Annotated in this window: 18 protein-coding genes and 2 tRNA genes; 7 read left to right on the forward strand and 13 right to left on the reverse strand. The window is 69.3% G+C overall.

Annotated features, from left to right (window positions below; translation table 11 throughout):
* The first annotated feature begins 9 nt into the window (after positions 1 to 9).
* From ACFUPX_RS07220 to ACFUPX_RS07230, 3 genes are all read left to right on the forward strand, one after another.
* A complete protein-coding gene (locus ACFUPX_RS07220) occupies positions 10 to 948 on the forward strand; it encodes a hypothetical protein (protein WP_383317383.1) in 939 nt (312 codons plus the stop codon).
* Positions 949 to 1,067: 119 nt separating this feature from the next.
* The gene (locus tag ACFUPX_RS07225; protein WP_383317386.1) at positions 1,068 to 2,066 is read left to right on the forward strand and encodes a hypothetical protein; all 999 of its coding nucleotides are present in this window, start codon (positions 1,068 to 1,070) and stop codon (positions 2,064 to 2,066) included.
* Between the two features lie 22 nt (positions 2,067 to 2,088).
* Positions 2,089 to 3,000, forward strand: coding sequence for a hypothetical protein (locus ACFUPX_RS07230; RefSeq protein WP_383317389.1), 912 nt, complete (start codon positions 2,089 to 2,091; stop codon positions 2,998 to 3,000).
* 81 nt (positions 3,001 to 3,081) lie between these two features.
* Here ACFUPX_RS07230 and clpX read toward each other — a convergent pair whose 3' ends face one another.
* The 5 genes from clpX to ACFUPX_RS07255 form a co-directional block, all read right to left on the reverse strand.
* On the reverse strand, positions 3,082 to 4,368 hold the full coding sequence (gene clpX / locus ACFUPX_RS07235; RefSeq protein ID WP_361046605.1) for an ATP-dependent Clp protease ATP-binding subunit ClpX: 1,287 nt from the start codon (positions 4,366 to 4,368) through the stop codon (positions 3,082 to 3,084).
* Positions 4,369 to 4,524: 156 nt separating this feature from the next.
* Entirely contained in the window at positions 4,525 to 5,205 is a 681-nt protein-coding gene (locus ACFUPX_RS07240) for an ATP-dependent Clp protease proteolytic subunit (protein WP_383317393.1), read from the reverse strand.
* 61 nt (positions 5,206 to 5,266) lie between these two features.
* Positions 5,267 to 5,872 carry an ATP-dependent Clp protease proteolytic subunit gene (locus ACFUPX_RS07245; protein ID WP_202122057.1) on the reverse strand — a complete coding sequence of 202 codons (606 nt, stop codon included), beginning with the start codon at positions 5,870 to 5,872 and terminating at the stop codon, positions 5,267 to 5,269.
* Between the two features lie 441 nt (positions 5,873 to 6,313).
* Complete coding sequence (gene tig, locus ACFUPX_RS07250; RefSeq protein WP_383317396.1) at positions 6,314 to 7,708, reverse strand: trigger factor; 1,395 nt, start codon at positions 7,706 to 7,708, stop codon at positions 6,314 to 6,316.
* 126 nt (positions 7,709 to 7,834) lie between these two features.
* Positions 7,835 to 7,911, reverse strand: a tRNA-Pro gene (locus ACFUPX_RS07255).
* Positions 7,912 to 8,061: 150 nt separating this feature from the next.
* Between ACFUPX_RS07255 and ACFUPX_RS07260 the strand changes: the two genes are divergently transcribed.
* Positions 8,062 to 8,132: transfer RNA gene (locus ACFUPX_RS07260), tRNA-Gly, on the forward strand.
* 51 nt (positions 8,133 to 8,183) lie between these two features.
* Here ACFUPX_RS07260 and ACFUPX_RS07265 read toward each other — a convergent pair.
* The gene (locus ACFUPX_RS07265; RefSeq protein ID WP_160505028.1) at positions 8,184 to 8,378 is read right to left on the reverse strand and encodes a hypothetical protein; all 195 of its coding nucleotides are present in this window, start codon (positions 8,376 to 8,378) and stop codon (positions 8,184 to 8,186) included.
* Positions 8,379 to 9,009: 631 nt separating this feature from the next.
* On the opposite strand from ACFUPX_RS07265, the gene ACFUPX_RS07270 reads away from it, so the two are divergent.
* Complete coding sequence (locus ACFUPX_RS07270; RefSeq protein ID WP_383317399.1) at positions 9,010 to 10,275, forward strand: acyltransferase family protein; 1,266 nt, start codon at positions 9,010 to 9,012, stop codon at positions 10,273 to 10,275.
* A gap of 17 nt (positions 10,276 to 10,292) precedes the next feature.
* On the opposite strand, the gene ACFUPX_RS07275 is transcribed toward ACFUPX_RS07270, so the two are convergent.
* From ACFUPX_RS07275 to ACFUPX_RS07285, 3 genes are all read right to left on the reverse strand, one after another.
* Entirely contained in the window at positions 10,293 to 10,754 is a 462-nt protein-coding gene (locus ACFUPX_RS07275) for an HD domain-containing protein (RefSeq protein WP_383317402.1), read from the reverse strand.
* A 95-nt stretch (positions 10,755 to 10,849) separates the two neighbouring features.
* Positions 10,850 to 13,315 (reverse strand): FtsX-like permease family protein, encoded by a 2,466-nt coding sequence (locus tag ACFUPX_RS07280; protein ID WP_383317405.1) that lies wholly within the window; start codon positions 13,313 to 13,315, stop codon positions 10,850 to 10,852.
* A 47-nt stretch (positions 13,316 to 13,362) separates the two neighbouring features.
* Positions 13,363 to 14,157 carry an ABC transporter ATP-binding protein gene (locus ACFUPX_RS07285; protein ID WP_383317515.1) on the reverse strand — a complete coding sequence of 265 codons (795 nt, stop codon included), beginning with the start codon at positions 14,155 to 14,157 and terminating at the stop codon, positions 13,363 to 13,365.
* Between the two features lie 307 nt (positions 14,158 to 14,464).
* On the opposite strand from ACFUPX_RS07285, the gene ACFUPX_RS07290 reads away from it, so the two are divergent.
* Positions 14,465 to 15,646: a cation:proton antiporter gene (locus ACFUPX_RS07290; protein ID WP_383317408.1), complete on the forward strand. Its 1,182-nt coding sequence runs from the start codon at positions 14,465 to 14,467 to the stop codon at positions 15,644 to 15,646.
* Here the strand turns inward: ACFUPX_RS07290 and ACFUPX_RS07295 are convergent.
* The gene (locus ACFUPX_RS07295) at positions 15,632 to 16,792 is read right to left on the reverse strand and encodes a PP2C family protein-serine/threonine phosphatase (protein WP_383317410.1); all 1,161 of its coding nucleotides are present in this window, start codon (positions 16,790 to 16,792) and stop codon (positions 15,632 to 15,634) included. The genes ACFUPX_RS07290 and ACFUPX_RS07295 overlap by 15 nt on opposite strands.
* A 129-nt stretch (positions 16,793 to 16,921) precedes the next feature.
* Between ACFUPX_RS07295 and ACFUPX_RS07300 the strand changes: the two genes are divergently transcribed.
* Positions 16,922 to 18,151 (forward strand): GNAT family N-acetyltransferase, encoded by a 1,230-nt coding sequence (locus ACFUPX_RS07300; protein ID WP_383317413.1) that lies wholly within the window; start codon positions 16,922 to 16,924, stop codon positions 18,149 to 18,151.
* On the opposite strand, the gene ACFUPX_RS07305 is transcribed toward ACFUPX_RS07300, so the two are convergent.
* The 3 genes from ACFUPX_RS07305 to ACFUPX_RS07315 all read right to left on the reverse strand — a co-directional run bounded on the left by ACFUPX_RS07305 (position 18,148) and on the right by ACFUPX_RS07315 (position 19,929).
* The gene (locus ACFUPX_RS07305; protein WP_383317416.1) at positions 18,148 to 18,378 is read right to left on the reverse strand and encodes a superinfection immunity protein; all 231 of its coding nucleotides are present in this window, start codon (positions 18,376 to 18,378) and stop codon (positions 18,148 to 18,150) included. The two genes, ACFUPX_RS07300 and ACFUPX_RS07305, sit on opposite strands and share 4 nt — an antisense overlap.
* A gap of 70 nt (positions 18,379 to 18,448) precedes the next feature.
* Positions 18,449 to 19,276 (reverse strand): Fpg/Nei family DNA glycosylase, encoded by an 828-nt coding sequence (locus tag ACFUPX_RS07310; protein WP_383317418.1) that lies wholly within the window; start codon positions 19,274 to 19,276, stop codon positions 18,449 to 18,451.
* Between the two features lie 167 nt (positions 19,277 to 19,443).
* Positions 19,444 to 19,929, reverse strand: a complete 486-nt coding sequence (locus ACFUPX_RS07315) for a ribose-5-phosphate isomerase (protein ID WP_383317420.1) — start codon at positions 19,927 to 19,929, stop codon at positions 19,444 to 19,446.
* Positions 19,930 to 20,043: the final 114 nt, after the last annotated feature.

A 20,043-nucleotide genomic window follows, 5' to 3' on the forward strand; every position in this document is an offset into this window, starting at 1 on the left:
ACCCACGCGATGAGCTACAACCAGCCTGGCCCGTACGGCGGGCAGCAGCCCCAGCAGCCCGGTCCCTACGGGCAGCAGCCGGGTCAGCCTGGCCCCTACGGCCAGCAGCCGCAGGCCCCTCAGCCCGGCTACGGCTACCCCCAGCAGCCGCCGCAGGGCGTCCCTCCGCAGCAGGGCGGCTACAGCCAGCCGCAGCAGCCGGGTCCCTACGACCACGGCCAGCAGCAGGGCCCGTACGGGCAGGTCCCGCCGCCTCCGCCCGCGGGTGGCGGCAGCGGCAAGAAGACCGGGATCATCATCGGCGCGGTCGTGGCGCTCGTCGCGATCGGCGGCGGCATCTGGTGGTTCACGGCGGGCAAGGACGACGGCTCTTCGTCGGCGGGCAACTCGGCGGTGTCGGACGACGGCCCGCACAAGCTGGTCACGCCCGAGAAGGTCATCTCCGAGTACGAGAAGCAGGCCGCGACCGGCGAGGGCTTCGACGACGACGACATGAAGGAAGCGGAGAAGGACGGCGTCAAGAACGGCAAGCCCGTGGACGCCGAGTACCAGTCGGGCGACAAGAGCAACCCGCTGGCGCAGAAGATGATCAAGTTCATGGGCGTCTACGGCGAGATCGACGACCCGTCCAAGGTGGTCGACGGCATGTTCGCCAAGATGAAGAAGGAGTCCGTGAACGAGGACACCGACACGGGCGAGCTGGTCGGCAGTCCGAAGAGCTTCGACGGGGACGGCGCGGTCCTCAAGTGCCAGGAGACGAAGATCAAGGGCGGCGGCTCGGGTCCCAAGGAGATCCGCATGCCGGTCTGCATCTGGGGCGACAACAGCACCGTCGCCGTCGTGATCCCGGTCGACATGGCGAGCGCCATGACCGGCAAGAGCGCCTCGCTCGAAGACGCCGCGGACACCGCGGCGAAGCTTCGCAAGGAAGTCCGCGTCAAGGCCTGATTTCTCGCCCGATGTCCTGACGGCATCACCTCGCGCTCAGCAGCCCCGGTCGCTTCGGCCGGGGCTGCTTCCGTCAGGATGTCGCCATCACATAAGCGCACTCACGGGGGAACCCACGCATGAGCTACAACCAGCCCGGCCCGTACGGCGGCCAGCCGCCCCAGCAGCCGGGCCCGTACGGCCAGCAGCCGGGTCAGCCCGGCCCCTACGGCCAGCAGCCGCCGCAGGCACCCCAGCCCGGCTACGGCTACCCGCCGCAGGCCCCCCAGGGCGTCCCGCCGCAGCAGCCGTACGGCCAGCCCCAGCAGCCGGGCCCCTACGGCCAGCAGCCGCAGGCTCCCTACGGGCAGGTCCCGCCGCCCCCGCCCCCGCAGGGCGGCGGCAAGAAGACCGGCATCATCATCGCCACCGTGGTCGCGGTCGCCGCGGTCGCCGTCGGCGGCTACTTCGTCCTCGCGGGCGGTGACGACAAGGACGGCGGCAAGAAGGGCGGCTCCTCGTCCGTGGCGGGCGGTGGGACCGGGGTCAAGGACGACGGTCCGCACAAGCTGATCACGCCGGCGACGGTCCTCACCGAGTACAAGCAGCAGAAGGACGCCGGCCAGGAGAGCGGCATGACGTCGGACGACATCAAGCAGGCCGAGAAGCAGGGCGTGAAGAACGCCAAGGACGTCGCGGCCCAGTATCAGGCGGGCACCGAGGACAACCCGCTGTCGCAGAAGATCCTTCAGTTCAACGGCGTCTACGGCGACATCGCGGACCCCGAGAAGGTCGTCGACGCGATGTTCGGCGAGGCGGAGAAGAACGCCAACGAGGGTGACAGCAGCGGCGAGTCGATGTCGCTGGTCGGCACCCCCACGTCGTACAGCCCGGTCGGACTCGACGGCGCGGTGCTGAAGTGCCAGGAGATGAAGCTCGACTTCGGCTCGTCGGCGGGTGCCAGCAGCGAGGGCCCGAGCAAGATGTCGATGGCGACCTGCATCTGGGGCGACAGCAGCACGCTCGGCATCGTGATCACCACGGACGTGGCGAACGCGATGTCCGGCAAGAGCGCCGACCTCGAAGAGGCCGCGGGGACGACGGCCAAGTTCCGCAAGGAAGTCCGCGTCAAGCTCTGACGGCCCGAGGAGAACCAGCGCGATGAGCTACAACCAGCCTGGCCCCTACGGCGGTCAGCAGCCCCAACAGCCGGGCCCCTACGGCGGCCCCCAGCAGCCGCCCGCCCCGCAGCCCGGCTACGGCTACCCCCAGCAGCCCCAAGCTCCGTACGGGCAGCCCCCTTACGGGCAACCCCCTTACGGACAAGCCCCGTACGGCCCCGTCCCGCCCAACGGCGGTGGCGGTGGCGGTGGCGGTGGCGGTGGCGGCAAGAAGGCCGGGATCATCATCGGTGCCGTCGTCGCGATCGCCGCGGTCGGCGCGGGTGTGTGGTGGTTCACCGCGGGCAAGGACGGCGGGTCCGTCGCCGACGACGGCAAGACGTACAAGCTGTCGGCGCCCGCGACCGTCCTCGGCGGCGAGTACAAGCAGGACAACTCGGGTGCCGGCGGTGGCGGTATGACGTCGAGCGACCTGAAGGACCTGGAGAAGCAGGGCGTCAGTAACCCCAAGGACGCCCACGGCGCGTACAACTCCGGTTCGGGCGCGAGCATGAAGAGCCTCAACTTCACCGGTGTGTACGGCGAGATCGACGACCCCGAGCAGGTCGTGGACGCCATGTTCGCCGAGATGAAGAAGAAGTCCACGGACGAGCCCGGGAGCGTGACGCTCATCGGCAGCCCCGAGGAGTTCACCCCGGACGGCTTCGACAACGGCGTCATGAAGTGCCAGAAGGCCGAGTTCCGGCTCGGTGCTCCCGACGAGGCCGAGCAGGAGGACGACATACCCAACACGTTCCAGACGCCGATGTGCGTCTGGGGCGACCACAGCACGGTCGCCTCCGTCGGGCACTCCGACGCGAGCGCCGTCGCCAGCGGCAAGGACATCCCGCTCGACACGGCCGCGGACCTGACCGCCAAGCTCCGCGCCGACGTCCGCACCGAGGCCAAGTAAGCCCGGACGGCGACACGTTGAAGGGGGCTCCTCGCGATCACTCGCGGGGAGCCCCCTTCGTCGTACGCGACCGGCTGCCGCCTAGGCGGACTTCTGCTCGCCCGGCCCAGGCCCCCGCGCATCGCGCGGCACCAGGGTCGGATTCACGTTCGAGTGGACGACGTCCGCCGTGATGACCACGCGGGCCACGTCCTTGCGGGACGGAACCTCGTACATCACCGACTGGAGGACTTCCTCCATGATGGCCCGCAGACCACGCGCGCCGGTCTGGCGCAGGATCGCCTGATCGGCGATGGCCTCAAGCGCCTCGCGCTCGAAGTCCAGCTCCACGCCGTCGAGTTCGAACAGGCGTTGGTACTGCTTCACGAGTGCGTTGCGCGGCTCCACCAGGATCTGGAGCAGGGCCTCGCGGTCCAGGTTGTGGACCGAGGTGATCACGGGGAGGCGGCCGATGAACTCCGGGATCATCCCGAACTTCACCAGGTCCTCCGGCATGATGTCCTCGAACCGGTCCTTCTCCTGAAGCTCGCGCTTGGAGTGGATCGTGGCGCCGAAGCCGATGCCCTTCGCGCCCGCCCGCGACTCGATGATCTTCTCGAGGCCGGCGAAAGCGCCGCCCACGATGAAGAGCACGTTCGTCGTGTCGATCTGGATGAACTCCTGGTGCGGATGCTTGCGGCCGCCCTGCGGGGGGACCGAGGCAGTGGTGCCTTCCAGGATCTTGAGCAGGGCCTGCTGGACGCCCTCGCCCGAGACATCGCGCGTGATCGAGGGGTTCTCGCTCTTGCGAGCCACCTTGTCGATCTCGTCGATGTAGATGATGCCCGTCTCGGCCTTCTTGACGTCGTAGTCAGCGGCCTGGATGAGCTTCAGGAGGATGTTCTCGACGTCCTCGCCGACATAGCCCGCCTCCGTGAGCGCCGTCGCGTCCGCGATGGCGAACGGGACGTTCAGCATGCGCGCGAGCGTCTGCGCGAGCAGCGTCTTGCCGGAGCCGGTCGGGCCGAGCAGCAGGATGTTGGACTTCGCGAGTTCGATCGCGTCGTCACGGCCCTGCGCGCCGCCGGTCTCACCGGCCTGGACCCGCTTGTAGTGGTTGTAGACCGCTACCGAGAGGGCTTTCTTCGCGGGCTCCTGGCCCACGACATAGCCCTCGAGGAATTCGTAGATCTCACGAGGCTTGGGGAGTTCCTCCCACCGCACCTCGCTCGTCTCCGCGAGCTCTTCCTCGATGATCTCGTTGCAGAGGTCGATGCACTCATCGCAGATGTACACACCGGGACCTGCGATGAGCTTCTTGACCTGCTTCTGACTCTTCCCGCAGAACGAGCACTTGAGCAGATCGCCGCCGTCACCGATGCGTGCCACGAGGTGCTTCCCCTTCGCCTGGGAGACGCCACGTTCAGCGACTCCTGGTGCCTCATATCCGACGGTACCTTGCCTGGCCCCCCGTTCGGGCCCCCCTTGGCACGGTTCACTTCTGAGTGGACCGTGCCAAGGAACGGCAGATGCTACAGCGCTGCGTCAGACGACCGAGGCGTTGTTCATCTTCCGGGTGGAGATGATCTGGTCGATCAGGCCGTACGCGAGCGCGTCCTCGGCAGTGAGGATCTTGTCGCGCTCGATGTCGTCGCGGATCTTCTCGATCGGCGTCGTGGAGTGCTTGGCCAGCATCTCTTCCAGCTGCGCACGCATCCGGAGGATCTCGTTGGCGGCGATCTCCAGGTCGGAGACCTGACCACGGCCCGTCTCGCTGTAGGGCTGGTGGATCAGGACGCGCGCGTTCGGAAGCGCCATGCGCTTGCCCGGCGTACCCGCCGAGAGGAGCACGGCGGCGGCGGACGCGGCCTGGCCCATGCAGACCGTCGACACGTCGGGCTTCACGAACTGCATCGTGTCGTAGATGGCCGTGAGCGCCGTGAAGGAGCCGCCGGGGCTGTTGATGTAGACCGAGATGTCACGGTCGGGGTCCATCGACTCCAGGCACAGGAGCTGCGCCATGACGTCGTTGGCGGACGCGTCGTCGATCTGCACGCCGAGGAAGATCACGCGCTCCTCGAACAGCTTCGCGTACGGGTCGTACTCGCGCACGCCCTGCGAGGTGCGCTCGACGAAGCGCGGGATGACGTAGCGGGATTCGGCCGTAGGGCCGGTGTACTCGGCCTGAGTGCGCTCGTAGAGGCCGCTGCCGGGGTAGTTCTTCATCTCTGTAGGTCTCCTGAGGAGCGTGGGCTCGGTCGGCTTCGGAAGGGCTGAGCGGTCAGGCTCAGGCTCCGGTGCCGCCGCCGCCCGGCATGCTGGCCGCGTTGGGCATGATGTCGTCGATGAGGCCGTACTCCTTGGCCTCCTGCGGGTCGAACCAGCGGTCGCGGTCCGAGTCGCGGGTGACCTGCTCGACGGTCTGGCCCGTGTGGAACGCGGTGAGGTCCGCCATCTTCTTCTTGGTGAGAAGCAGCCGCTCGGCGTGGATCTTGATGTCCGACGCGGAGCCCGCGAGTCCGGCGGAGGGCTGGTGGATCAGGATCTCGGCGTTCGGCAGCGCGAAGCGCTTGCCGGGCGTACCGGCGCTGAGCAGGAACTGGCCCATCGAGGCCGCCATGCCCATCGCGATCGTCACCACGTCGTTCTGGATGTACTGCATGGTGTCGTAGATCGCCATGCCGGCCGTGATGGATCCACCAGGGCTGTTGATGTAAAGGAAGATGTCCTTGTCCGGCTCTGCGGCAAGGAGCAGCAACTGCGCGGTGATCTTGTTGGCGATGTCGTCGTCCACGGCCTGGCCGAGGAAGATGATCCGCTCGCCGAGCAGCCGGTTGTAGACCTGGTCGCCGAGGCCACCACCGATGGAGGGGTCGCCGGCGGCGGAGGGCATCAGATTCGTCACGTATCCACCTGCTCGTCTTACGACGGCGCCGGGCCGTCTCACGTCTTCTTCTGAGGCTTGGGACCCCGCGTGCTCGCCGCTCCGGGACGGCTTCGGGGACTCCCCTGCCCTCGTATTCATGGACCCTAACGCGCGGGCCCCTCCGGAGAATCCCGCAGAGGGAACTGTTCGCTGTGAGCGCAGGTTCTGGCGGGGGCGCCTTTGACCGGGCCCGGGGTGGCCCCGACAGCCGCCGGGAGTGCCCCGTCAGGGGCGCGGGGAACTGCGCGGCCCGCCCCCAACAAGCCGCACCCGCCATGGTGCCGACCGCGGCAGACGCGACTGCGGCCCGACGGGGGCTGAGCGCGCAGTTCCCCGCGCCCCTAAAGCACTGGGCCCCAGGGACGTGCGTCCCTGGGGCCCAGTGTGCGTTCAGTGAAGCGAGGCTGCTCAGGCCTCGGTCTTCTCGGCCTTCTCCTCGACGGAGTCGGACGCCTCGGTCTGCTCGCCATCGGCGGCAGCCGTCTCGTCCTCGTCGTCGTCCAGGTCCACGACCTCGCCGTTCGTGTCCTTGACCGTCGCGGCCTCCACGACGACCGCGAGGGCCTTGCCGCGGGCGACCTCGCCGACCAGCATCGGGACCTGGCCGCCTTCGACGACCGCCTGGGCGAACTGGTCGGGGCTCATGCCGGAGGACTGCGCGCGACGCATGAGGTGCTCGGTGAGCTCCTCCTGGTTCACGTTCAGCTTCTCCTTGTTGACGAGCTCGTCGAGGACGAACTGCGTCTTGATGCCCTTCTCGGCCTGCTCCTTGGTCTCGGCGTCGAACTCTTCCTCGGTCTTGCCCTGGATCTCCAGGTACTTCTCGAGGTCGAGGCCCATCTGGCCGAGCTGGTGGTTCACCAGGTTGTGCTTGCGGGTCTCGATCTCGTCCGCGAGGAGCTTCTCGGGGACGGGGACCTCGACCAGCTCGAGCAGCTTCTCCAGGACACGCTCCTGGGCCTGCGTCGCCTGGTCGTACTGCTTCATGTTCTCGAGGCGCTTGCGGCTGTCCGCCTTGACCTCGTCCAGGGTGTCGAACTCCGACGCGAGCTGCGCGAAGTCGTCGTCCAGGGCGGGCAGCTCACGGGCGGCGACCTGGGTGACCTTGACGGTCACCTCGGACTCCTTGCCGGCTGCCGAGCCGCCCTTGAGCTCGGAGGTGAAGGTGGCCTCGCCACCGGCCTCCAGGCCCTTGACGGCCTCGTCGATGCCCTCGAGGAGCTCGCCGGAGCCGATCGTGTAGGAGACGCCGGACGCGACGCCGTCCTCCAGGACCTCGCCCTCGACCTTGGCCTCCAGGTCGAGCGTCACGACGTCGCCCTCTTCGGCGGCACGCTCGACCGGCGAGGTGGACGCGAAGCGCTCACGGAGCTCCTCGACGGCCTTCTCGACGTCTTCGTCGCTGACCTCGACCGCGTCCACCTCGACCTCGATGCCCGAGTAGTCCGGGATCTCGATCGCGGGACGGATGTCGACCTCAGCGGTGAAGTTGAGGGTCTCGTTGTCCTTCAGCTCGGTGATGTCCACCTCGGGCTGGCCCAGGACGTTGAGCTCGGCCTCGTTCACGGCCTCGGTGTAGAACTTCGGGAGCGCGTCGTTGACGGCCTCTTCGAGGACGGCGCCGCGGCCGAACCGCTGGTCGATGACTCGGGCAGGGATCTTGCCCTTGCGGAAGCCCTTCACCGTGACCTGCTGGTTGATCTTCTTGTAGGCCGCGTCGAGGCTTTCCTTGAGCTCCTCGAAGGGCACCTCAACAGTGAGCCGAACCCGGGTCGGGTTCAGGGTCTCCACGGCGCTCTTCACGGTTCGGTCTCCTTGGGGCTGACTTCTTGGGATTGAGCCCGGCTCAGAGACACACGGGCACACAGCTTGCATAGTAACGGCAAGCGGGAGCCGACCCACAATGCGATCTTGTGAGGGAGATCTGGCTGGTCGGGGTGGCGGGATTTGAACCCACGGCCTTCCGCTCCCAAAGCGGACGCGCTACCAAGCTGCGCCACACCCCGTCGGTGCGACACGTAGGGTACATGCCCGCAGGCAGTGCGGCGCCCGCTTAATCGCGAGTACGTACGGGGTGTGCGCCGAGGGGCTCGGACCCGCTACGATGCTTGCCGTGCCGCGGTCGCTGATCAGCGATGCCTCGTGGCGCAAACTGTGCGGGTGTAGCTCAATGGTAGAGCACTAGTCTTCCAAACTAGCTACGCGGGTTCGATTCCCGTCACCCGCTCCGCCGCCTCCGGCCCGGTTCCTCGGAACCGGGCCGGAGGCGTTTTCGCGCTCAGAAGCTGATCGAGTTGATCGTCTCCGCCACTTCGTTGAGGAAGCGGTTTATGGAGGGCGCCATTCCGGTTGAGGCGAGGAAGAACCCGAAGAGCACCGCGACGATGGCGGGCCCCGCTTTGATCGATCCTCCGCGGATCAGCACGATGAGGATGATCGCCAACAGCAACACCACTGACAGCGAAATGGCCACACTGATCACACCCTAGGTCGGTCTCTCCCCGGCCCGGGGGGTACGAGCGCCGCACACCCCCGCCAGGACCATCGTGCCACCAACGCGCCTTCCGTATGCGGCCGGTGACACATCGTCGGCCAACGCCCCACGCGCCCGGAGGGGGACCGGCGCACGGGGGCGCCCTAGGGGCGTATGAACACGGCGCCCCCGCACGGCAATTCGAAGACCGCGCGTGACCACTAATTCGGCTTGATCGTTTCCATCGCCACACAACTCGTTCGCCAGAAATTCGAATTGTTGTCGGGCGCACACCACCGGATTCACGGAGAGCCGATCAATCGGACATTCCTCCAGAGTCGCCCGCAGGCGTTATGCGACGTTTAAGGGGGATGAGTTGTGACGTATGGGACATCGGGGCCGCTGTAATCGAGGGTGACAGGAGGTGAATCTCCATGTCGACTTCTGTGATTCCTGGGTACTCGGACCTCAATAGCCCCGAATGGTCTGTGATGGAGATGACAGGTGAGTTGAGGGTTTTACGAATACACGCAAGCGACGCTAGGGTGCCTCAGATGTTCCACGCTGCCACCATCCCCGCAAGCGCAGTGCGGTCCCGGATCGTCTCACCGAGCTCTTGGTGGGAGGGCCTGTGACGAACTCGGTTCACCCGCACGGCCGCCACCGGGCGCCGCTCCCCCCGGCACATGTGCCGGCGGACGGAGTACCTGGCCCCCGCGTCCCCCAGTCCGCCATGGCCGCGACCGTTCCCCACGCCCCGGCCGGCACCACCGCTCGACCCGGCTCCTCGGGCCACTCAGGCTCCATGAGCAAGGCCGCTTCCCCGGAGAGATCCGCCCCCACGGGTCAACCCGCCAAGCAGCGCGACGCGTTCTTCGACAACGCCAAGTATCTGGCGATCGTCCTGGTCGCGATGGCGCACGCCTGGGAGCCGTTGACGGACGGCAGTCGCGTCGCAGAGGCGCTGTACATGACCGTCTACACGTTCCACATGCCGGCGTTCATCCTCATCTCCGGCTATTTCTCACGCAGCTTCGACATGCGTTCCGACCGCCTCAAGCGCCTGGTGACCGGCGTCGCGGTGCCGTACGTCCTCTTCGAAGTCGCGTACACCTTCTTCAAGCGCTACGCGGACAACGATCCGACGCAGCCGATCAGTCTGCTCGACCCCTGGTACCTCACCTGGTTCCTGGTCGCGCTCTTCGTCTGGCGTCTGACGACCCCGCTGTGGAAGCTGGTCCGCTGGCCCATTCCGCTCTCGCTCGCCATCGCCGTGCTGGCCACGATCTCGCCGGACATCGGTGACGATCTCGATCTGCAGCGCGTGCTGCAGTTCCTGCCTTTCTTCGTGCTCGGCCTGTTCATGAAGCCCGAGTACTTCCAGCTGGTGCGGCGCCGCGAGGTGCGACTGCTCTCCATCCCGATCTTCGCGAGCGCACTCCTCCTCGCGTACTGGGCAGGACCGCGGATGACCTCCGCCTGGTTCTACCGCCGGGACAGCGCACAGGAGTTGGGTGCGCCGTGGTGGGCCGGTGTCGTGATGACACTGGCGCTGTTCGGCTGCTCCGCGATCCTGACCGCGTGCTTCTTCGCGTGGGTTCCGCGCCGGAAGATGTGGTTCACGGTGCTCGGCGCGGGCACGCTGTACGGCTACCTGCTGCACGGCTTCCTCGCCAAGGGCTCGCGCTTCTGGGGCTGGTTCGACGACTACGAGTGGATGCACCGGCCCGCCGGCGAGGTGTTGGTGTCGCTGGTGGCCGCGGCGGTGGTGACGCTGCTCTGTACGCCTCCGGTGCAGCGGATGTTCCGCTTCGCCATGGAGCCGAAGATGGAGTGGGCGTTCAAGCGGGATGCCGCTGCGCTGGCCCGGGAGCGGGCCAAGGCCTCCTCCTCGTAGCCGGTCATGGGCCGGTTCTAGTTCGGTGGTTCAACGCCCAACAGGGCGCGCATGTTGGCGTACTTCGCCGTGAGGCGAGTGCGGGTCGGCCCGTCTAGCTCTGCTAGGCGGGCCGGATTCGCGTTGTGGGCCAGGTCCGCCTCCTTCACCAGGAGGGCGCCGGGGGTTTCGAGGATGCGGGTGGCGTAGGCCTCGGGGGATTCGCCCGCGCGCTTGGTGAGGGCTCGCACGATGTCCTTCGTACGTGGGGTCAGGGGCGCGTCCTGTAGCCACTGCTCGGTGAGGGCGTGGTCCTCGACGGCGTCGTGGAGCCAGGCCGCCGCGATCTGTTCCGGCGAGCCGCCTCGGGAGTGGACTCCGTTCGCCACGGCTTGCAGGTGCTCCGTGTAGGGGCGGCCCGCTTTGTCTTTCTGGGTGGCGTGGGCCTGGCGGGCGATGGCTTCCACCTCGGGGAGGGACAGGGCGGGACGGGGTTTCATGCGGAGAATCCTCCCCAACCCCGCCCCCTCCCGAAAACCCGCTGCCGCGGGGGGCCTTGTGCGTACCGTCATCACCGGTCCCGCCGAGTTCGTCCTCAAGCGCCGGACGGGCTGGAATCCCTGAGCGCCGCCCTCGCCGGCAAGGCCGTCGCCGCCAGGCCGAGTGCCAAGGTCGCCGCCACGAAGGACCCGTACAGGAGCGGTGGGATGTACGGCGACTCCCCCGTCAGGCCGTTCATCATGGGGACCAGTGTCGCCAGGGCGATCGCCGAGCCGATCACGATGCCCGCGCAGGCGACCAGGAGCGCCTCCCACCGCACCATCCGCATGACCTGGCGCCGGGTGGAGCCGATCAGGCGCAGGGTGCCGAGCTCCCGGCGGCGGTCAAGGACCGTCATCACCAGGGTGTTGACCGCGGCGACGGCCGCGAACCCGCCGAGTACGGCCGCCATCACCGCGTTCGCCCAGGCGTTGACCGCACGGTCCGTGGACTGGGCGGTGGCGTAGCCGTCGCGGTCCTGGAGCGTGCCGAGGGCGGTGAGGGCCGCGGGGGCCGCTCCCTTCGTCCAGATCTCCGAGGAGAAGGACGAGGTCACGTGGTGCTTCAAGTCCGTTGCGGGGAGCGTGACCTGGGAGAGGCCGAGGCCCCGGCCGTACGTCGCCACCACCTTCGGCGACGCCTTCGTGCCGTCGGGCAGGCGCAGCTCCATGCGCTCGCCCGTCTTGACGTGCGCGGAGTCCGCCAGCTTCGCGTCGACGGCGATCTCGCCCTTGCCGAGCGAGGCCAGCGTGCCCGTCCTGACGTCCAGGTCCTGGACCTTGGCCAGGTCACGGGACGAGCCCGTCACGCCCTGCGTGGACGCCGACTCCAGCCAGCGGTCGCCGCCCGAGCCCACCGGGACCAGGACGGAGGTCTTGAGGAGGCCCACGGCCGAGGTGACCCCGGGGACCCGCGCGGCCTTCGTCACCCCGTCGGGGGTCGCTCCCGCTCCGGAGGCGGAGACGATGTGGTCGGCCGTGATGCCGTCTCGCTGCTGGTCGGCCGTGACCCGTTCCTCGCTGGTGTGCATGAAGACGAGGGTCGAGGAGAACGCCATGGCGAGGACGATCGGGGTGATCGCCGATGCCAGACGGCGGGCGTTCGTACGGGAGTTGGCCGCCGCGAGCGAGGCCGAAGCGCCCGCCCCGCGCAGCGGGAGTCCGAAGAGGGCCGCGCAGCCGCGGGCGACCAGCGGGCCGAGCAGGGCCACGGCAATCATGAACAGCATGACGATGCCGAGCGCCACGTTGGCCGCGTCGTCGCCGGTCATGGAGGAGGCGATCCCGGCGAATACGCAGCCGCCGACGGCCGCCGCGATCCCAAGGGGCGTACGGATCCAGCCGAAGCGCAGGCGTTCGACCGAGGACTCGCTCAGGGCCTGGCCCGGCCTGATGCGGGAGGGGCGCCGGGCGGCCATGTAGCCGGCGAGCAGGGCGGTGATCACGCAGACGCCGACCGCCGAGACCAGGGGGATGAACGAGACCGAGAGGTCCAGGGCCTCGGGGATCGCGCCCCTGTCCTTCAGCTGCCCGAACCACCAGCCCGCCAGGGCGATTCCGGGCAGGACGCCGACCGCTCCGGCGAGGGGTGCGACGAGCAGGGCCTCGGTGGCGATGGTGCGGCGGATCTGGCGGGGCGTCGTGCCGATGGCCCGCAACAGGGCGTACTCGCGGGCCCGCTGGCCCACGGAGAGCGCCACGGTGCCCGCGGCGGTGAACATGGCGACCATGGTGGCGATGCCGCCGAAGGAGCCGCCGAGTCCGGTGAGCATCTCCTGTGCGTAGGCGAGCTCGGAGCCCTCGGCCTCGCTGCGGTCGTCGCCGGTGTGGACGTCGGCCTTGCCGCCGATGGCGTGGGCCACCTGGGACTTGAGGGTCTCGTCCGTGACGCCGTCCTTGGGCAGGACGGCGATGGCGTCGACGCGGCCGGGGTGGCCCGAGAGGCGTACGGCTTCGGAGTCGGTGAACCAGGCGGTGGGTTCGCCCCGGGAGGCCTTGAGCGTGCCGGAGATCCGGAAGTCGCGCGGTCCGTCCGCCGTGGTGAGCGTGGTGTGTTCGCCGACGGACGCGCCGGGCGCGGCCAGGGCGATCTCGCCGGGCCCCGGGGCGCGGCCCGCGGTCAGCTTCTCGCCGGTGAAGGAGGTGGAGCCCCAGCCGTGCGCGGTGACGCTCCTGCCGCCGGACTGCACCGGGAAGGTGACGTCGGCGACGGCGGTGCGCGCGCCGGGCACCGAACCCGCCTTCTGGACCAGGGAGTCGTCGACGCGGGCCCGGTCGGGCAGCGGGGTGGCCGACTCGGAGCGGCTCTCTCCGCTGCCCGTCACGAAGTGGGCCCGCTGGTCGGCCGCGGCCACCACGGGGGCGTCGGCGTAGCGGGTGGGCGGCACCGATGCGCGGACGCCCGTCTCCAGGAGGATGCCGCAGGCGGACACGATCACCGCGGCCATCATCAGCGCGACGAAGGTGCCCACGAAGGCGGCGGGTTTGAAGCGGACGGCGGCGCGGGCGAGGCCGTTGGGCATGGGGGGTCTCCGGAAGTCGGGGCAGGGCGGGGCGCGCGGGTGCGGGGTTACGCCGCGGCTGTCGCGTACGCCGGTGCCGTGAGCGTCGTCATGCGGGCCGCGATCTGTGCCGCGGAGCCGCGCTCGAGGCGGTCCACGATCGCGCCGTCGGCGAGGAAGAGGACGCGGTCCGCGTAGGCGGCGGCGGACGGGTCGTGGGTGACCATGACGACCGTGGCGCCCATGCCGTCGACGGCCGAGCGCAGCAGGGTGAGGATCTCGGCTGCCGTGGTGGTGTCCAGGGCGCCGGTGGGCTCGTCGGCGAAGATCACGTCCGGGTTCGTGACCAGGGCGCGGGCGATCGCGACGCGCTGCTGCTGGCCGCCGGAGAGCTCGCCGGGGCGGCGCTTGTGCTTGTCGGCGCCCAGGCCCACGCGGGCCAGGAGCTCGGCGGCCTTGCGGCGGTCGGGGCGGTGGCCCGCGAGGCGCATCGGCAGGACCACGTTCTGTTCGACGGTCAGCGAAGGCAGCAGGTTGAAGGCCTGGAAGACGAAGCCGAGTCGGGTGCGGCGCAGGGCGGTCAGCTTGTTCTCGCTCATGGAGGTGATCTCCGTGCCGCCGAGGCGCACCGTGCCCTGGCTCGGCCGGTCGAGTCCGGCGGCGCACTGCAGGAAGGTGGACTTGCCGGAGCCCGAAGGGCCCATGACGGCGGTGAAGCTGCCGCGCTCCAGGGCGAGGTCGATGCCGCTGAGGGCGTGCACCGCGCCGCCGCCCTTGCCGTACTTGCGGCGTACGCCGTGCAGTTCGACGGCCCAGTCGGGGCCGTTGAGGCCGCCGGAGCCGCGGGGTGCCTCGCCGGGCATCGGGGGCACCGGTCCTCCGATTGCTTCCTTCTTGCGCCGCAGCCCCATGGCTCTCTCCGCCTTCCGTAGGTGATGCCTTGAACGTACGGATTCGGGGGCCGCGTGGACCATGAGGTCCCCCGGCGAATCGGGGGTGGGGATAGCCCCCGCAGAGAGCGGATGTACGCCCTACATACTTGCTGGGTAAATCGTTTGGTAAGCTAACTATTGACGCTTCCTTGACGCTCCCTTTGCCAACGACGTGCGGAGTGTGCGTCTTCGGATCACCAGGAGGAACGGCATCGGACACGCAGACACCCTGATAGCCATGGGCGGTGCCTTTCTCGCCGCCGCCGTGCTCGCCCGCCTGGGGGGCCGCATCGGCCTCCCCACCATTCCGCTCTTCATCCTGGCCGGGATCCTCCTCGGCCCTCACACTCCCGGCGTGGTCCTGCTCTCCGACCCCCACGACCTGGAGATGCTCTCGGCGCTCGGCCTGGTGCTTCTGCTCTTCTACCTGGGCCTCGAGTTCCACATGGACGACCTCAAGACGGGTGGCCGCAAGATGGCCCTCGCCGGAGGGACGTATCTCGCGCTGAACGTCGGCGCGGGCCTGGGCTTCGGATTCGCCCTCGGCTGGGGCACCTCCGAAGCGCTGGTCCTCGCCGGAGTGCTCGGCATCTCGTCGTCGGCGATCGTCACCAAGGTGCTCGTCGACACCGGCAGGCTCGGCAATCCGGAGACCAAGCCGATCCTCGGCATCATCGTCGTCGAGGACATCTTCCTCGCGCTCTACCTGGCGGCGCTGCAACCCGTCCTGTCCGGCGCCGACAGCCTCGCGGCGGCCGTCGTGGACGGCGGCAAGGCGTTCGGCTTCCTGCTCCTTCTCGCCCTCGTGGCGCGCTTCGGCACGAAGGTCGTCGGACGGCTCATGGACACCCGGGACGACGAGCTCCTCGTCATCTCCTTCCTCGGAGCCGCGGTCTTCGTGGCCGGGGTCTCGGAGTGGTTCGGGGTCGCGGACGCGATCGGCGCGTTCATGGTCGGTCTGATGGTGGGCAGCACGGCGTCCGGCGAGCGGGTGCGCAAGCTCGTGCACCCGCTGCGGGACGCGTTCGGGGCGATCTTCTTCTTCGGCTTCGGGCTCTCCATCGACCCCGGCGACCTGCCCGTCGTGCTCTGGCCGGTGCTCGCCGCCGTGGCCGTGACGCTGCTCATGAACGTCCTCGCCGGACTCGGTGCGGCGCGTATCTACGGCTTCGGGGCGGGGCCCGCGGCGAACATCTCGACCACCCTGCTCGCACGCGGCGAGTTCGCCCTGATCCTGGCGACCATGGCGGCCACCGCGGGACTCGACGAGCGGCTCTCGCCCTTCATCGCGGGGTACGTGCTGCTGCTCGCGGTGCTCGGACCGCTGGCGGCGGGACGCTCGCAGTGGCTGGCCCGGATCCTGCCGGGCGGGCGCCACCAGGTGCCCGAGCCGGAGCCGGAGCTGTCAGGCGCCCGCTGAGGGTTCCCGGCAGATCAGCAGCAACGCCCGGTCGTCGTTGACGTCCTTGGCGACCGCCTCGATCAGATGCCACGCGGCGCCGTGGAAGCCGCCCGCCACATAGCGGTCGGCTTCCCCGGTGAGGCGGTCGATGCCCTCGCTGATGTCGCGGTCGGCGGCCTCGACGATGCCGTCGGTGAACAGCATCAGGACGTCTCCGGGGCGCAGGGAGCCCTTCACCGGGTCGAACTGCGCCCCGTCGTAGACCCCCAGGAGCGGCCCCTCGGCCGCCTTCTCCTCCCAGTGGCCGCTGCCCGCGCTGAGCTGGAGGCCCGGCGGGTGGCCCGCCGTGAAGAGTTCGTAGTCGCCGGTCTCCAGGTCGAGGACCAGGTGGATGGAGGTCGCGAAGCCCTCGTCCCAGTCCTGGCGCAGGAGGTAGCCGTTGGCGGCGGTCAGGAACGCGTGCGGCGGCAGCGAACCGAGGAGCCCGCCGAAGGCGCCCGACAGGAGCAGGGCGCGCGAGCCCGCGTCCATGCCCTTGCCCGAGACGTCCGTGAGGACGACCTCCAGGGTGCGCCCGCCGTTCGTGCGGGCCGCGACGACGAAGTCCCCCGAGAAGGACTGGCCGCCCGCGGGCCGCAGGGCCATCTCGCGGTGCCAGCCCCTGGGCAGCTTCGGCAGCTTGCTCTGTACGCGGATGCGTTCACGCAGGTCGAACAGCATCGTCCCGCCGCCGCGCCAGGGCACGCCGACCCGGCTGCGGAACTGCGCGATGATCAGCCCGAAGAAGCCGCAGGCCGCGACGACGAGGACCACGCCGGGAGTGACGCGCGAGGGCCCTTGCGTGTACGGGCCGAGCTGGACGGACTCCACGATCAGCGCGGCGGCGGCCGTCGCGTACAGGCCCAGCAGGCTGGAGGGCCGCAGGAGCAGGCCGCCGGCCACGATGGGCAGGACGAGCGCGGCGGGCGAGCACCAGACGTTGTTGACGATGGTGAAGAACGCGATCACCGGGATGGTGACGAGCAGGCCCGCGAGCGCGATCCAGTCCGAGCCGTCGCCCCGGAAGTAGTCGACCCCGGATTTGCGCAGCCCTATGCGCGCCCGGTGGATCCGCTTCTTCATCCGGGCTGTGAACGTCTCGGCTTCCGCTCGACTGCCTTCCATTGCTCCCGGACCCTATCCACCGGGCCAGCCACTTCGCACGGGAGGTGCCGGTTGTCCCCCATCAGGGGCATGGCGGCGGCGCGCGTAAATCCTGTCGCTCCGCCCGCTTCCTCCTGGTAGGCATGGCATATGACGACGGAATTGCGGGAGTTGCGCCAGGAAGACTGGGACGAGTACTACGGCACCCTTGAGCTCGCCTTCGGTGGCGTCGCCGAGGCCGAGGAGGAGCATGCGCTCTGGAACGCGCTGACCGAGTTCGACCGGTTCTTCGGCACCTGGGAGGGCGAGACCTGCGTCGGCACCACGGGAGCGTTCAGCTTCCGCCTCAGTGTGCCGGGCGGCTCCCTGGTGGACGCGGCCGGAGTGACGATGGTCAGCGTCGCGGCGACGCACCGCCGGCAGGGAATCCTGACGTCGATGATGCGCCGCCAGCTCGACGACGTGCGCGCGAAGGGCGAATGCCTGGCCGTCCTGACGGCCTCCGAGCCCGCCATCTACGGACGGTTCGGGTACGGCGCGGCGACGCAGCAGCTCAAGGCCGAGATCGACACGACACGCGTACGCCTGTCGGTCCCGGCCGGTACCGATGACGTACGCCTTCGGTACGCCAAGCCCGCCGACGTCCACGAGGCGTGCGAGGCGCTGTACGCACGACGGGTGAGCGAGCGGCCCGGGATGCTGGCCAGGCAGCCCGGCTGGGAGCGCCTTGGCCTGCTCGACCCGGAGAGCGAGCGGCACGGCGCGTCACCGCTCCAGTGCGTGGTCGCCGAACGCGACGGTGAGCTCGTCGGGTACGCGCGCTACAGCGTGAAGCCCGACTGGGACGCGGCGGGCCCCAAGGGCACGGTCCGGCTGCGGGATCTGGAGGCACTCGACCCGGCGGCCAACGCGGCGCTGTGGCGGTTCCTCTTCGGCATCGACCTGACGTCGGCGATCGACGCGCACAGCCGCCCGGTGGACGACGCGCTGCTCCAGCTCGTCTCGGACGTGCGGCGCTGTCAGCTCCGGGTGAAGGACGCGCTCCACGTACGGCTGGTGGAGGTGGGGGCCGCGCTTGAGGCCCGCGCCTACCGGGCCCCGGTCAACCTGGTGTTGGACGTCGACGACGCCTTCTGCCCCTGGAACGCGGGCCGTTGGCGGCTCACGGGCGACGTGAAGGGCGCGACCTGCGAGCGCACCGAAGACGACGCCGATCTCGCCCTGTCCGTACGGGACTTGGCCTCGGTCTACCTCGGCGGCGTACCCCTGACGTCACTGGCGGCCGCGGGCCGGGTGCGGGAACTGCGCCCCGGCGCGCTGGCCGAGGCGGCGCTGGCCTTCGGGTCGGACGTCGCGCCGTGGCTGCCGCACGGGTTCTAGACGGGCATGCCCAGCGGATGCTTCGGCTTGCGGGTCGCCAGGTAAAGGGCGACCAGCCAGCCGACGAACGAGGCACCGAGGAAGAGGTTGATGACGAGGATCACCCAGCGGAGCTCGGCGTCCCGGTTGAAGGCGATGAGGGACGGCAGCAGGAAGACGGCGATGAAGAGCACGACGCCCACGAGGGCGACCGGCCCGTACATCCAAGAGGCTTCGAATCCGAACATGTGACCCCCGTTGAACCAGCGTTTCGGTGCAGTGATGATCCCATGCGAGCCGCAGGTGGGAGCCGGGGGCTCAGGGCGCCGTTCGCTGACAGGCGGGGCACCAGAAGAGATTGCGGGCGGCGAGATCGGCGGTGCGGATCTCGCCGCCACAGATGTGGCAGGGCATCGTGGCCCTGCGGTACACGTACACCTCGCCGCCGTGGTCGTCCACGCGCGGCGGGCGGCCCATCGCCTCCGGCAGGTGCTCGGGCCTGACGGTGTCGATGCGGTTGAGCCGCACGCCTTCGCGCATCAGGGCCACCAGGTCCTCCCACATCGCCGTCCACTGGGCCGGCTCGATGTCCTTGCCCTGGGTGTACGGGTCGATGCCGTGCCGGAAGAGGACCTCGGCGCGGTAGACGTTGCCGACGCCCGCGATGACCTTCTGGTCCATGAGGAGCGCGGCGATGGTGGTGCGGCTGCGGGCGATGCGGCGGTAGGCCTTGTCCGGGTCGTCCGGGTCGTCCGGGTCCCGGAGCGGGTCCGGGCCGAGGCGGTCGTGTATCGCCTGCTTCTCCTCGTCCGTGATGAGGGCGCAGGTGGTGGGGCCGCGGAGGTCCGAGTAGTACGTGTCGGTCAAAAGGCGCAGGCGGAGGGTGTCCGTGGGGGGCGGGGCGGGGGTCTCACCGACGGCGTACTTGCCGAAGAGGCCGAGGTGGATGTGGATCCAGCCGGTTTCGGCGAAGCCGAGGAAGAGGTGCTTGCCGTGGGCCTCGGCGGCGTCCATCTCGTGGCCGTCGAGCAGGGCCGCGCTGTCGGAGAACTTGCCCTGGGGGCTGGTGACCCTCAGAGGGCCCCGGTCCTGGAACCGCTCCCGGTGGTCGGCTGCCAGCCGGTGAATGGTGTGGCCCTCCGGCACGGGGTCCTCCTGGGGTCGGTTCGGAGCAGGGATTCTTCCCCAACCCCGCCCCTTCCCGAAAACCGTGCCTGCGCCCCGGGCCCACCTGGGGCTCCGCCCCAGACCCCGCTCCTCGAGCGCCGGAGGGGCTGAATCCTTCAGCCGTCCGGCGCTTGAGGACGCCCCGGCTACTGCTGCGGGTGGTGTGCCGGGATCTCGGGCAGCACGCCCGTGGTCTCGTAAGCCGACAGCATCTCGATGCGGCGGGTGTGGCGCTCCTCGCCCGAGTACGGGGTCGACAGGAAGATCTCGACGAACTTCACCGCCTCCTCCCGCTCGTGCATCCGGCCGCCGATCGACACCACGTTCGCGTCGTTGTGCTCACGCCCGAGCGCGGCCGTCTGCTCGCTCCAGGCGAGGGCGGCCCGCACCCCCTTCACCTTGTTCGCGGCGATCTGCTCCCCGTTGCCGGAGCCCCCGATCACGATGCCGAGCGACTCGGGGTCCGCCGCCGTCTTCTCCGCGGCGCGGAGGCAGAAGGGGGGGTAGTCGTCCTGGGCGTCATAGATGTGGGGCCCGCAGTCGACGGGCTCGTGGCCGTGGCTCTTGAGCCACTCGACCAGGTGGTTCTTCAATTCGTAGCCGGCATGATCCGAGCCGAGGTACACGCGCATGCGACTGAGTGTGGCACGTCACGGGATGGGTAGCGGCGACCGGGGGCCGGACCGGAATACAACGATCCGGAGTCAGGACTTCCGTCACGTGCACCCCTGAGTTTGAATGCGGGA

Source organism: Streptomyces sp. NPDC057302 (assembly GCF_042667685.1).
In the GTDB taxonomy this organism is placed as follows: domain Bacteria; phylum Actinomycetota; class Actinomycetes; order Streptomycetales; family Streptomycetaceae; genus Streptomyces.

Excerpts from the sequence above, each read along its gene's own strand:
- ACFUPX_RS07220 (WP_383317383.1), top strand. The coding sequence starts at position 10 with ATGAGCTACAACCAGCCTGGCCCGTACGGCGGGCAGCAGCCCCAGCAG.
- ACFUPX_RS07225 (WP_383317386.1), top strand. The coding sequence starts at position 1,068 with ATGAGCTACAACCAGCCCGGCCCGTACGGCGGCCAGCCGCCCCAGCAG.
- ACFUPX_RS07230 (WP_383317389.1), top strand. The coding sequence starts at position 2,089 with ATGAGCTACAACCAGCCTGGCCCCTACGGCGGTCAGCAGCCCCAACAG.
- ACFUPX_RS07240 (WP_383317393.1), bottom strand. The coding sequence starts at position 5,205 with ATGAAGAACTACCCCGGCAGCGGCCTCTACGAGCGCACTCAGGCCGAG.
- ACFUPX_RS07245 (WP_202122057.1), bottom strand. The coding sequence starts at position 5,872 with ATGCCCTCCGCCGCCGGCGACCCCTCCATCGGTGGTGGCCTCGGCGAC.
- ACFUPX_RS07275 (WP_383317402.1), bottom strand. The coding sequence starts at position 10,754 with ATGAAACCCCGTCCCGCCCTGTCCCTCCCCGAGGTGGAAGCCATCGCC.
- ACFUPX_RS07280 (WP_383317405.1), bottom strand. The coding sequence starts at position 13,315 with ATGCCCAACGGCCTCGCCCGCGCCGCCGTCCGCTTCAAACCCGCCGCC.
- ACFUPX_RS07285 (WP_383317515.1), bottom strand. The coding sequence starts at position 14,157 with ATGCCCGGCGAGGCACCCCGCGGCTCCGGCGGCCTCAACGGCCCCGAC.
- ACFUPX_RS07290 (WP_383317408.1), top strand. The coding sequence starts at position 14,465 with ATGGGCGGTGCCTTTCTCGCCGCCGCCGTGCTCGCCCGCCTGGGGGGC.
- ACFUPX_RS07295 (WP_383317410.1), bottom strand. The coding sequence starts at position 16,792 with ATGGAAGGCAGTCGAGCGGAAGCCGAGACGTTCACAGCCCGGATGAAG.
- ACFUPX_RS07300 (WP_383317413.1), top strand. The coding sequence starts at position 16,922 with ATGACGACGGAATTGCGGGAGTTGCGCCAGGAAGACTGGGACGAGTAC.
- ACFUPX_RS07305 (WP_383317416.1), bottom strand. The coding sequence starts at position 18,378 with ATGTTCGGATTCGAAGCCTCTTGGATGTACGGGCCGGTCGCCCTCGTG.
- ACFUPX_RS07315 (WP_383317420.1), bottom strand. The coding sequence starts at position 19,929 with ATGCGCGTGTACCTCGGCTCGGATCATGCCGGCTACGAATTGAAGAAC.